The sequence below is a fragment of the Shewanella metallivivens genome (genome assembly GCF_028750675.1).
Lineage (GTDB): Bacteria > Pseudomonadota > Gammaproteobacteria > Enterobacterales > Shewanellaceae > Shewanella > Shewanella metallivivens.
In genome coordinates this window covers 127,639-141,368 of record NZ_JAQQPZ010000002.1, presented here as the reverse complement: position 1 = coordinate 141,368, position 13,730 = coordinate 127,639, and the positions used below count along the sequence as shown (strand labels likewise).

Annotated in this window: 8 protein-coding genes; 7 read left to right on the top strand and 1 reads right to left on the bottom strand. The window is 44.3% G+C overall.

The window, feature by feature from the left end; genetic code table 11:
- Positions 1–90 precede the first annotated feature (90 nt).
- The 4 genes from PQR79_RS03535 (at position 91) to PQR79_RS03520 (ending at position 8,497) form a co-directional block, all read left to right on the top strand.
- Positions 91–2,811: a TonB-dependent receptor gene (locus tag PQR79_RS03535; protein ID WP_238104097.1), complete on the top strand. Its 2,721-nt coding sequence runs from the start codon at positions 91–93 to the stop codon at positions 2,809–2,811.
- Positions 2,812–2,903: 92 nt separating this feature from the next.
- On the top strand, positions 2,904–4,421 hold the full coding sequence (locus tag PQR79_RS03530) for a tryptophan halogenase family protein (protein WP_238104099.1): 1,518 nt from the start codon (positions 2,904–2,906) through the stop codon (positions 4,419–4,421).
- A 70-nt stretch (positions 4,422–4,491) separates the two neighbouring features.
- Positions 4,492–6,414, top strand: a complete 1,923-nt coding sequence (locus PQR79_RS03525; RefSeq protein WP_238104100.1) for a glycoside hydrolase family 13 protein — start codon at positions 4,492–4,494, stop codon at positions 6,412–6,414.
- Positions 6,415–6,526: 112 nt separating this feature from the next.
- Positions 6,527–8,497, top strand: coding sequence for an alpha-amylase family glycosyl hydrolase (locus PQR79_RS03520; RefSeq protein WP_238104101.1), 1,971 nt, complete (start codon positions 6,527–6,529; stop codon positions 8,495–8,497).
- A 176-nt stretch (positions 8,498–8,673) separates the two neighbouring features.
- Here the strand turns inward: PQR79_RS03520 and PQR79_RS03515 are convergent, their stop codons facing one another.
- On the bottom strand, positions 8,674–8,916 hold the full coding sequence (locus tag PQR79_RS03515) for a YecH family metal-binding protein (protein ID WP_238104102.1): 243 nt from the start codon (positions 8,914–8,916) through the stop codon (positions 8,674–8,676).
- Positions 8,917–9,165: 249 nt separating this feature from the next.
- Between PQR79_RS03515 and PQR79_RS03510 the strand changes: the two genes are divergently transcribed.
- The 3 genes from PQR79_RS03510 to PQR79_RS03500 all read left to right on the top strand — a co-directional run bounded on the left by PQR79_RS03510 (position 9,166) and on the right by PQR79_RS03500 (position 13,682).
- A complete protein-coding gene (locus tag PQR79_RS03510) occupies positions 9,166–9,483 on the top strand; it encodes a hypothetical protein (RefSeq protein ID WP_238104103.1) in 318 nt (105 codons plus the stop codon).
- Between the two features lie 285 nt (positions 9,484–9,768).
- Entirely contained in the window at positions 9,769–11,754 is a 1,986-nt protein-coding gene (locus tag PQR79_RS03505; RefSeq protein ID WP_238104190.1) for a glycoside hydrolase family 97 protein, read from the top strand.
- 389 nt (positions 11,755–12,143) lie between these two features.
- Positions 12,144–13,682 (top strand): MFS transporter, encoded by a 1,539-nt coding sequence (locus PQR79_RS03500; RefSeq protein WP_238104104.1) that lies wholly within the window; start codon positions 12,144–12,146, stop codon positions 13,680–13,682.
- The last annotated feature ends 48 nt before the right edge of the window (positions 13,683–13,730 follow it).

Here is a 13,730-nt window from a genome sequence, read left to right as displayed (position 1 = left end):
ACACAATAAAAGACTGTAACCAAAATTCAAAAGGACACTAACTCGCGACCTAAATTAACGAGTTAAGTGTTCAACAAAGGGGAAAGATGAATGTTGCTATTTAAACCGAGCCTACTAACGCTAGCATTAGCCGCTGCAGGTGCAAGTATGAGTGCTTACGCTGCTGATGATGTTCAAACAACTGAAGCTGCTGAAGAAAATATTGAAGTGATTCAAGTCACAGGTATTCGCCGCAGCTTACAAGAATCACAATCATTAAAAATGTCTTCATCTTCAATTGTTGAAGCTATTTCTGCAGAAGACATAGGTAAATTACCAGACGTCAGTATCGCTGAGTCACTAGCACGTTTACCCGGCATTGCCGCACAACGTTTAGACGGCCGTGCAAACGTAATCTCAATTCGTGGTTTAGGCCCAGACTTTACCACTGCTACCTTAAACGGTCGCGAACAAGCGTCAGTCAACGACAACCGTGGCGTTGAATTTGACCAATACCCTTCAGAATTACTTAACCGTGTGGTGGTGTATAAAACCCCTGATGCATCTGTTATGGCACAAGCCATCGGCGGCACAGTAGACATGCAAACCATTAGCCCATTAACACATGGCGAGCAAACGATTGCGGTGTCTTTACGCGGCGAAATGAACGATTTAGGCTCGTTAAACAGTGGTTCGGATGACACTGGCTACCGTGGCAGTATTTCGTACATTGACCAATTTGCAGACGATACCATTGGTGTGGCATTAGGTTACGCCCGTATGGTGTCGCCAAACCAAGAAGAGCGCTGGCAAGCTTGGGGTTACCCAACAAATGACGCGGGTGATAGCATACTAGGCGGAGCAAAACCGTTTGTACGTTCAAGTGAATTAGAACGTGACGGTGTGTTAGCGGTATTTGAATATGCACCTAACGAGCAATTTACCTCTGTCGTTGATGTTTATTACACTAAATTTACCGACGACCAACGCTTACGCGGCATTGAAATCCCTGCAGCATGGGGTGCTAATGGCGGCGTAACGGCTGCAGCAACTGAAAACGGCCTTGTCACTGAAGGCACCATTATTGGTGCAGAAGTGGTTGTACGTAACGACGTTAACAAACGTGATGCTGACTCAATTTCAATCGGTTGGAACAATAAATACACCATCAACGACAACTGGAGCATTGAAGCTGACATCGCGATGTCAAAAGTTGACCGTACCGACATCGGTATGGAAACCTACAGCGGTACTGGTCGTGGTACCGGTGTTGGCGCTGTTGATGACTTAGGCTTTGCCTATAATGGTAATGGCGGTTACGACTTTACTCACAACTTAGATTACGCAGACCCTAATGTCATTAAATTAGGTGATCCACTTGGCTGGGGCAGTCCATTAGGGCCTAACACCCAAGACGGTTTTATCAATAAACCAGAAATTGAAGATGAGCTAAACTCGTTCCGTTTAAGTGCTGAATACATATTCGATGAAGGTGCTGTTCGTAGCGTTGAATTTGGTGTTAACCGCACTAACCGTGATAAGAGCAAGTTAGACAAAGGTTATTACCTCACCTTAGCGGGTTATGACGGCTCAGATAACTACTTAGAAACCGTGCCTGATGAATTCTTGTTATCGCCAACGTCATTAGACTTTTTCGGTATGGGTGATGTATTAAGTTACGACGCGCTGGCATTTTATCATGCTGGCGGTTACACCGAAACTGACGTAGCAGATGTCGATTTATCTCGCGCAACTAACTCTTGGGCCATTTCAGAAGAAGTGTCAACGCTATACGTTAAAGCCAATTTAGAATCTGAATTATTTGGTTTACCGGTAACAGGTAATATTGGTATTCAGGCAGTGCACACTGACCAAAGTTCAGACGGGACAGTGGCGACGGTTGAAGATGGCGAGGTTATCGTCACTCCTCGCACCGCAGGTGACTCTTACGTTGAATGGTTGCCAAGCTTAAACTTAGGTTTTGAAGTGGCCGATGGTCAAATGGTTCGCTTTGCCGCCGCTCGTACCCTAACCCGTGCGCGCATGGACAAAATGAATGCCAACGTTAACTTTAGCTACAATCAGAATCCAACTGACGGTGTTAACTGGTCAGGTGGTGCAGGTAATCCTGAGTTACGCCCTTGGTTAGCGCGTCAGTATGACATAAGCTACGAAAACTATTTTAGCGATCAAGGTTACTTTGCATTAGCGGTATACTACAAAGACCTTGAAAACTTCGTATATGATCAACAGACAGCGCTTGATTTCAGTACCTTTTTACCACAAGCACCAACAGACAATCCAATTGGTTTAGTCACCCAACCACAAAATGGTAACGGCGGATATGTTCAAGGTATTGAAGCCTCTTTATCGCTAGATTTTGGTTTGTTTGCCGACCAACTAGAAGGGTTTGGTACTATCTTAAGTGGCTCGTACAATGACAGCGAAGTAAAAGAAACTGCAGACAGTGATCCACAAAAGCTAGAAGGTCTATCTGAAAAAACCTTTAACGCTACAGTTTATTATGAAAATGCAGGCTTTGAAGCGCGTATCAGTTCTCGCTACCGTAGTGACTTCTTAGGTGAAGTCACCGCAATCAGCTTAACGCGTGTCAACGTTAACGTGAAAGCAGAAACCGTAGTCGATGCGCAAATTGGTTATGACTTTACCGAGAGCGGAATCGATGCCTTATACGGTTTATCGGTTCAGTTCCAAGTGAATAACTTGACCAACGAGCCTTTTACCTCGTACACAGGTGATGACCAACGCTTAGTTCGCGATTATCAAAACTATGGCCGTAACTTTATGTTAGGTGCCAACTACAAGTTTTAATTTGCAATAAGCTGACAAAAAGCCTCTGTACCTTTATACAGGGGCTTTTTTTCTTTATTAACCTCATCACACATTATATAAAGGCGATTACAATGAACCAAACAACAATAAAAAACATTGTCATTGTGGGCGGCGGCACCTCTGGGTGGATGACTGCAGCCATGTTGAGCCGATTATTTAACACCCAACTCAATATTACCCTCATCGAGTCAGAGGCCATTGGTACGATTGGTGTGGGCGAAGCCACTATTCCGCCACTGCAAATTTTTAATCGTGTTCTGGGCATTAAAGAAAGTGATTTTATTCACACAACCCAAGCGACTTATAAATTGGGCATCGAATTTGAAAACTGGTATCAACAAGGTGATACTTACATGCACGCCTTTGGTAATGTAGGTCGCGACCTAGGCTTTACTTCATTTCATCATTACTGGCTTTGCGCCCAAGCAGCTCACACCTCAGACACACAATACAATCCGGCAGACTTTTGGCGTTATTCCATTAATTATCAGGCCGCTAAACACAATAAATTTCAACCTATTGCTAATATCCCCAATGCACAAATGTCGGGCATTACTCATGCCTACCATTTTGATGCCAGCTTATATGCCACCCTGCTGCAACAATATTGTTTGCAGCGAGGCGTTAAGCGCCTTGAAGGTAAAATAGATAACACTACACTTGATAACAGTGGCAATATCGCCAGTGTTATCTTGCAAAACGGCCAGACGATAGCCGGCGAATTATTTATCGACTGCTCAGGCTTTGCCGCCCTATTAATTGAACAAGCGCTCGGTGTCGATTACGAAAACTGGCAACATTGGTTACCCTGTGACAGCGCTTACGCCGTTCCATGTGAAAGTACAACCCCACTTCTGCCCTACACTAAAGCCACTGCACATGATGCAGGTTGGCAATGGCGAATTCCACTACAACACCGTACCGGCAATGGCATTGTCTATAGCAGCCAATTCATGAGCGATGCGCAAGCAAAACAGCTGTTACTCGACAACCTTGATGGCAGACCATTAGCTGAGCCCCGTAAAATCAATTTCACCACGGGTAGACGAGTTAAGCAGTGGCATAAAAACTGTATCGCGATTGGTTTATCGAGTGGATTTTTAGAGCCGCTAGAATCCACCAGCTTGCATTTAGTGCAATCGGCGATTATTCGCTTAACGAAATTGTTCCCGCATCACGGCATTCAATCGCAGCAAATCGATGAGTTTAATCGCCAATCACAAACTGAGTTTGAACAAATTCGCGACTTTATTATTTTGCACTATCACCTCAACGCCAAACAAAAAGAGCCTGAAAATGCAGGGTTATGGCAACATTGCCGTGACATGAGTATTCCAGAGGGGTTGCAACAAAAAATTGATTTATTTAACCAAACCGCCTGCGTATTTAGGCATCAAGATGAACTGTTTACCGAAGCCGCCTGGATACAGGTGATGCTCGGCCAAGGCATTAAACCGACAGACTTTCATCCGCTTGCTGCAGCGGTTGAGCCGACTGCATTACATGACTACTTAGGCAACATAAGCAAAGTGATTAACACCACGGTTGCCAGCATGCCTGAACATAGCGCGTTTATTCGGGGACTTTAACGCGTTCAAATTACGCAACGAGACTCAAAAACAATACCAATAACCAAACAAAAATTTCATAGGACACAAAATGACGTTATCAACTCGCTATAGACACACCGTAAAGCCAACAAAAAACCGTTTGTTAGCCGGCTCAGTTTTCTTAGGATTGGCAATGAATTGCTGTGTATTGTCTGTAAATGCACAGGTCAACGTTGAGCCGCTTTCTTGGTGGGCTGGCATGCATAATCCACAACTGCAATTATTGGTTGCTGGTGACAACATTAGCGGCCATCAGGTTAAACTGCTCAACGCCCAGGGCGTCAAGCTGGTTAACGTTGAGCAAACCGCAAGCCCCAATCATTTGTTTATTAATTTAGATTTACAAGATGCCAAAGTACAACAACTAAAAATTGGCCTTTATAATAATGATCAGCTAGTTGAGCAATTTGATTATGCTATTCAAGCACGTGAGCCCGGTGCGCGCGAACGCCAAGGGTTTAGCAATAAAGATGTCATTTACTTAATCACCCCAGATCGTTTTGTTAACGGCAATCCAGACAACGATAATCACCCAAGCATGCTTGAAAAAGCCGATCGCAGCTTTGATGGTGGTCGCCACGGTGGCGACATTATGGGGATCCGTAAAGCGCTACCCTACTTACACGATTTAGGGGTGACTCAGTTGTGGATTAACCCACTGCTTGAAAACAACCAAGATAAGTATTCTTATCACGGTTATTCCACCACCCATTTTTATCAAATTGATCCACGTTTTGGTACCAATGAAGAGTACCAAGCACTTGTGCAAGAAGCACGCAGCTTTGGCATTGGGGTCATTAAAGATGTCATCGTTAACCACATGGGCTCAGGTCACCAATGGATGGCCGATTTTCCGAGCGAAACCTGGGTTAACGGCCAGCAAGCCTGGCAGCAAAATCCGCAAGATATTTTATACACCAGCCACCGTCGCACCACAGTACAAGACCCATACGCTGTAGCCAGTGACACCGCTGATTTTGATCAAGGCTGGTTTACCGACACCATGCCCGACATGAATCAAACCGATCCACACATGGCGACTTACTTAATTCAAAACAGTATTTGGTGGGTTGAATATGCAGGCCTGAGTGGTATACGCGAAGACACTTACTCTTACGCAGATAAAGCATTTTTAACCCGTTGGTCTAAAGCCATTATGGACGAATACCCTAACTTTAATATTGTTGGCGAAGAGTGGACGGGCAATCCTATTACTGTCAGTTACTGGCAGGCAGGTAAGCAAAATAGCGATGGTTACACCTCATACACCCCAAGCATGATGGACTTTCCACTTTACGACACGTTAATTGCCAGCTTAACCGAACCCGAAGGTTGGGACACAGGTTTAATTAATTTGTACCAACGCTTAGCCGACGATGTAGTGTATGCCAAACCGACAGATTTGGTGTTATTTGAAGGTAATCACGACACCAACCGTTTATACAGCTTAATGAAAAACGATTTAGGCTTGTTTAATATTGCAATGGCATACGTAGTCACCAGTAACCGTATTCCACAGATTTTTTATGGCACAGAAGTGCTAATGCAAAGCCCAAGTGAAGGAAGAAACGATGGTGCCGTGCGTGGTGATTTTCCGGGGGGATGGCCGCAAGATAAAGTCAACGCTTTTACTGGTGAAGGCTTAAATAATCAGCAACAAGCCACATTATCATTTATGCGCAGCTTGCTTAATTACCGTAAACATTCTGCGGCAATACAACATGGCAATTTGCGTCATTTTGTGCCTAAAGATGGCGTTTACGTGCAAAGTCGCCATGCTGATAATGAAACCTTGTTAATTATTTACAACAAAAATGAGCAAAGCGTTGAGCTCGACTTACAACGCTTTAGCAGCGTATTTAATGGTAATACCCAAGGCACTGATATCATCAATAAACAATCTTATCAATTAGATACTCCGCTTAAGCTTGAGCATAAAGGCGTGACTATTTTATCGTTAAGTCGTCAGTAAATCACCAGATTGATGATGGCTGCGCTAATGCATTATGGATTAGCGTTGCCATGATGAAACACACAACCTCATTCGCCACAACAAAGTGGATACCAAGATAAAAAGAGCCCCTATGCTATTACCCTCTGTACCATTATTCGTTAATATGAGTCCCCTCGCTTATCTCGCCGCTCTGGGATTAAGCTTAAGTATCAGTGGCTGCCAACCCACCAATACAGACACACGAAAGACTCAAGATGTGAGGCAATCGGCAGCGCCTTTGACTCAAACTAAGCAAGTATCTACAACCGGAAAACCCGTGGTATACCAAGTTTTTACTCGCTTATACGGCAATACTAATACTACCAATAAACCTTGGGGCACCATTGCCGACAATGGCGTCGGCAAATTTAGCGACTTTACCGATACCGCTTTACAAGACATCAAATCCCTTGGTACCACTCACGTGTGGTATACCGGTGTACCACATCATGCCCTCATTAACGATTACACCAATATAGGGATCAGTAACGACGACCCCGATGTGGTAAAAGGCCGTGCAGGCTCACCTTATGCGGTAAAAGATTATTACAACGTCAACCCAGATTTAGCGACCAATCCGGCTAATCGGTTGGCAGAATTTGAAGCCTTAATTGAACGTACCCATGCTAATGGCATGCAAGTCATTATCGACATAGTCCCCAATCATATCGCCCGTAACTATCACTCTCTATCGGCCCCACAAGGCGAACCAGACTTTGGTGCCAATGACGATACCTCTCAGGTTTATAGCAAACATAACAACTTTTATTATGTTATCGGTGAAGACTTTACCGTACCAGACGCCCCCAATGATTACGCACCACTAGGCGGCGACGTTCACCCTCTGAGCGACGGCAAATTTGCTGAATCGCCAGCAAAGTGGACAGGTAATGGCTCGCGTCTAGCCAAACCCGATGCCAACGACTGGTACGAGACCGTGAAAATAAATTATGGTGTAAAGCCAGACGGCAGCCATGACTTCCCGGTACTGCCACTTGAATATGCTCACAAAACGGCTGCGGAGCATCTGGCTTTTTGGCAAGCACAGACCACAGATGATATTCCAGACTCCTGGCGTAAGTTTGAACGCATTGCCCAATACTGGCTAGCCAAAGGGGTTGATGGATTTCGATACGACATGGCCGAAATGGTACCGGTTGAATTTTGGAGTTACCTTAACAGCCACATTAAACACACTAATCCCAATGCCTTTATTTTAGCTGAAGTATATAACCCTGATTTATATCGTGATTATATTCATTTAGGTAAAATGGATTATCTATACGACAAAGTTGATTTATACGACAACTTAAAAGCCATTATTCAAGGCAAAGCCAGCACAGCGGTTATCGCTACAGTGCAAGCAAAAGTGAGCGACATTGAACAACATATGCTGCACTTTTTAGAAAATCACGACGAACAACGTATCAACACCGCAGACTTTGCCGGTAATGCATTCAATGCCCTGCCCGCAATGGTAATCTCGACCACATTAAGCCGCTCACCCACGCTGCTGTATTTTGGCCAAGATGTGGGTGAACAAGGCGCGCAAATGGCTGGGTTTGGCCAACCGACTCGCACCAGTATCTTTGACTATGTTGGCGTGCCTGCACATCAACGCTGGATGAATAACGGCAAGTTTGATGGCGGACAGTCCACCCAAGATGAAAAGGCATTACGTGCTTATTATCAAACCTTATTAAACCTTAGCCATAGTGCGCCTGCGTTAACCGGCGAATATTTACAATTAGATACCCCACAGCGCAAGCTTAATACGCAAGGATATGATGATCAGGTGTTTGCTTTTAGCCGCTATAATGCTGAGCAGCAATTGCTCATTGCCAGTAACTTTAGCCCAACCAAGTCTAAAGCATTTACGCTTGCGCTACCCAAAACACTTCTCGACCAATGGCACATCGTTGAAAACGTAACGTTGATTGATTTGCTCACCCAGCAGCCATATGAACACGCTTTGATAGTAGATAATAATGACCACGCCAGTGTTCAAATTCAATTACAACCGTTGCAATCTGTGGTACTTGAGTTAACTCAAAAACACTAAGGTCAATTTGTGTCCGTTTAAACAAAAGCGCCGCAGATAAGCTATCTGCGGCGCTTGTTATTGATATCAATGTATCAGTCCAATCATTGTTTAGTAAGGACATCTCATTATAAAGAGCCCCTTCTATTCAATCTAACTCAACGCCTTGTATATTGCGCTGACTAAAATAGTGTCGTTTAGTGATTACAAATCTTATCTGCGGCAGTGGTGATCCCACTGTCACTGTCGATAAACTTGCCTTTATTTTCTAAAAACGTAATCAACATATCTGCATCCATTTCTGTTGCCGAACAAGTGTGATAACACGCATCAACACCAAATGTTGTATGCATCATCTCTTTAAGATCTTGTTTTGTTAGCGCAGCGCCATGTTCTAGCATCATCTGCATCACTTGATGACCATGGATTGATTCAGACATTGTATCTCCAATTAAGATGTAAATTATTTATACTTTATATCTTATTATTGTCAGAGAAACCCTGATCTCGCACACAAGTTCGGTAAATCCTTATCAACAAAGCAACAGGCAGTTAAGACTCCCCCCGTTTACAGACCATTTTTTATTGTTCATATGTCTTGGTTTGATCCACAATAAAAACCAATTAATCGATGAGTAAATTGATGAGCTTGGTCAACAATTCATTTCGCATAGGCAGAAACAATAAATATGGAAATACATGAACACTACAGTAACGAAGCGCGGATCCAACTCAGCTTCTTTTCTTTTATGGCCATCGCACTTTGGATTTGTTTTGGTGGAGCCTTATCCTTTTCAATCGCATTTCATTTGGTCATTTCAACACAAATCCATGTGGAAGGTTCAGAAGATACAACCTTTTGGTTCGCTAGCTTGATGTATGCTTTTTTAGGTTTCATTTTTTCGCTAATTGGCGCTGCACTCATTTATCCTATCTACAGCTTTTGGTGCGAACGTTCACGTGGCCAACGAGTAAAAGGTAAATTTGCGCTAGTAAAACGTGAGTAACTTACCTTACCCCTCTGAGTTAGCATGTCACTTGTTGCAGGCATGATAATACCATCTTGCCATTCGCCCGCTGAATACGTATGCAGATCTTTGCGGTAAAATCTAAAAGCGTCATATATTACTTGTTGATAACGATATAATAATAAACAACAAGGATACCGTATGACATCCTCATACCTACAGCCAGCGGCTTTGCGCCCAGGTGTTGATACTCAAGCTCTATTTAACAAATCAATCATAGGGTTAACCTGCGCTTTAGCCGTTTGTGGCTTGGCATTTTCGAGCATGGTGAATGCGAAAACCGTGCAAGTAACCTCGCCAGACACCCACATCAGCATCAGTTTAACAGACGACAATGGCCGCCCTGAGTACCAAGTACAATTTAATGGCAACACCGTCATTACCCCCAGTAAACTTGGCCTGGTATTTCAGCAGTTAGGTGAGTTTGGCAGCGAGTTTACCATTAAGCATGTGACCCACAATAGTGTTGACCAAACCTGGCAGCAACCCTGGGGTGAACGTGAGAATGTTCGCGATCATTATAACCAAATAGTGGCCACGTTTAGCAACGGTAAAGCTGATTTTGACATTGAGTTTAAAGCCTTTAACGACGGCATAGGCTTTCGTTATCTGGTCCCCAAACAAGCAGCTTTAAGCAGCACACCCAAGCTGTATATTACCGATGAGCTTACCGAATTTGCTATCCCCAACCCGCAACTCACCACAGCATGGTGGATCCCTGGCCGAGGCTGGAACCGCTACGAGTATTTATATCGCACCACCACACTCGATAAAATCGACCGCGCCCATACCCCTATGACATTTAAAACCGCTGATGGCATACACCTAAGTATCCATGAAGCCGCCCTCACCGACTATGCCGCCATGGTATTAAATCAAGGCCGAGACGGCACATTACGCGCAGATTTAACCCCATGGTCAGACGGTATACGGGTTAAAACTCAACCTGGGTTTTCTACGCCGTGGCGAACCATTCAAATAGCCAAAGATGCACCAGGGTTACTGAACTCAGACTTAATCCTTAACCTTAATGAACCTAATAAATTAGGCGATGTATCTTGGGTGCAACCGGGTAAATATGTCGGGATCTGGTGGGGCATGCACCTCAACGAAAACACTTGGGGTAGCGGCCCAAAACATGGCGCAACCACCAACGAAACCAAACGCTACATGGACTTTGCCGCGCAATACGGTTTTGATGGGGTGTTAGTCGAAGGCTGGAACGAAGGCTGGGACGGCAGTTGGTTTCATAATGGCGATGTATTTAGCTTTACTAAAGCCTACCCAGACTTTGATATTGACGCGATTAGCCAATACGGAAAAAGCAAAGGAGTGCGCTTAATTGGCCACCATGAAACATCAGGCTCGGTGACTAACTATCGCAATCAAATGGGAGACGCATACGACTTATACAAAAAGCATGGTGTGACTCAGGTTAAAACCGGTTATGTGGCCGATGGTGGCGACATCAAACGCATTGATGAAAACGGCATAGTGAGACACGAATGGCACGACGGCCAGTTTATGGTAAACGAGTATTTACACAGTGTGACCGAAGCGGCCAAGCGAGGCATTAGTATAAACACCCATGAGCCAATTAAAGATACGGGGCTACGCCGCACTTACCCTAACTGGATTGCCCGCGAAGGTGCCAGAGGCCAAGAGTTTAACGCATGGGGTAGCCCACCTAATAACCCCGAACACACAGCCATATTACCCTATACCCGAATGCTAGCAGGGCCAATGGATTTTACCCCGGGCATTTTCAATTTAGCCCCACAAGGTTTAAACGCTGAAAACCGCGTACAAACCACGCTAACAAAACAATTGGCATTGTACGTTGTGCTATATAGCCCTATTCAAATGGCGGCCGATTTACCGCGTAACTATGTACAACGTCTTGATGTATTTCAATTTATTCAAGACGTACCAACAGACTGGAGCGAGAGTATCGCCCTTGCCGGCGACATTGGTGATTATGTCGTTTTTGCTCGTAAGCAGCGCGGAGAGCAAGATTGGTATTTAGGTGCGTTAACTGACGAAAATGCGCGTAAACTCAGGATTAAACTCGATTTTTTAACCGCTGGAAAACGTTATGAAGCACAAATATACCGTGATGGAAAAAATGCAGATTGGTTAACAAATCCGTATGATTACGTTATCGAAACCAAAGTGGTGAGCGCTAACGATACCCTTGCGCTGTCACTTGCGCCCAGTGGTGGTACAGCTATTCGCTTTAAAGCACTGTAGCATGTTACAAAAGTGTGTGTGTTTGGTTGCTCAAATGGCATGAATACGTATGTAGCACGTTGAACCAACAACAGGCACGAGGCTACTATAAAACCTGCTATTTCGTTCTCAGATTGCAGGATGAGATGGACTAGGTCGTTTCTGGTAAGCCACGTGTAGAGGCAACCAGCTTTAAGTACCACTGTTGCTTTTATCGATAGCGTATTAGGACAATAATCTATCGATAACACTTAGGTCTTGGCGAATACCTGTCTTAGGGAGATGCGTATTCGCCATTTTTTTATCAACACCCTTGTCTCAAGAGTGGATCTGGCAAACTTAAGAGCCACATAGCATCATTAAAAGTCATAATAATAAGTCAGCATAACGACTGATAAAAAGGATATAACATGTCAGCGGATAAACATCATAAAGTGACCCAACAGCCACAACTGAGCTTTTGGCAAATCTTTAATATGTGCTTTGGTTTTTTGGGGATTCAATTTGGTTTTGCTCTGCAAAATGCCAACGTCAGTCGTATTTTTCAAACCTTAGGTGCTGCCATCGACGACATTCCGATTTTATGGATTGCCGCGCCGCTTACCGGGCTCATAGTGCAGCCTATTATTGGTTACATGAGCGACAACACTTGGAACGCCCTTGGGCGTCGTCGTCCTTACTTTTTAATTGGTGCCGTGCTGACCACATTGTCACTATTTATAATGCCTCACTCGCCTACCCTGTGGATTGCGGCAGGCATGTTGTGGATTATGGACGCATCGATCAATATCGCCATGGAGCCATTTCGTGCCTTTGTTGGCGACAATCTACCTAAAAGCCAACGTACTCAAGGGTACGCAATGCAAAGCTTTTTTATTGGCATAGGTGCAGTTGTCGCCTCGGCCATGCCTTATATGTTGACTAACGTGTTTGATGTAGCCAATACCGCTGCAGCAGGTGATATTGCCGACTCTGTGCGCTACTCATTCTACTTTGGCGGCGCAGTGTTATTTGTCGCCGTGGGCTGGACGATTATCTCCAGCAAAGAATATTCACCAGAAGAGCTAGCCTCGTTTGAACAGCACGCAAAACATAGCCAATCGATAGAAAATACCAATAATCGTACCCATAAACAGTATCAAACGGGCGGCATTATCTGGATGGTGATTGGCGCCATATTCACCGCTGCCATTATTACGCAAGATCTTGATAAACAGCTTTATATCCTTAGCATTGGTATTTTTGCGTTTGGTCCGCTGCAATTGTTTTGTGCGCGTAAACTGACTCAAACAAGCCTCTGTGAAAACAAACGTGAAAACAATGGCATGTTGTTTAATGTGGTCGATGATTTGTTTCATATGCCAAAAGCCATGCAGCAATTAGCTGTGGTGCAATTTTTTGCTTGGTTTGCCCTCTTTGCCATGTGGATTTACACCACAGCAGCGGTGACCTCACACCATTACGCCACCAGCGACGTACTCAGCCAGGCGTATAACGATGGTGCCGACTGGGTGGGAATGCTATTTGCCTCCTACAACGGATTTGCCGCCATTGCTGCCATCATCATTCCGTTTTTAGCCAAAGTGGTCGGTATTAAATTCACTCACACCATTAATATGTTTTTAGGTGGGCTGGGGTTAATCAGCTTTATGTTTATTGAAGACCCGAACCAATTATGGATCCCTATGATTGGGGTTGGCTTTGCCTGGGCCTCTATTTTGTCAGTCCCTTACGCCATGTTGTCTTCTGCGTTACCGGCTAAAAAAATGGGCGTGTACTTGGGGATTTTTAACTTTTTCATTGTGATCCCCCAGTTACTGGCAGCCAGTATTTTGGGCTTGTTATTAACTGTGTTTTTTGATGGTCAACCCATCTATGCCTTGGTATTAGGTGGAGTCTTTATGATGGTGTCGGGCATTGCCGTGCTATTTGTCAAACAAGATAACTAAATCATTTACTTAAAAGAAAAATAACAGCGTTCTGTCATCATCACAGAC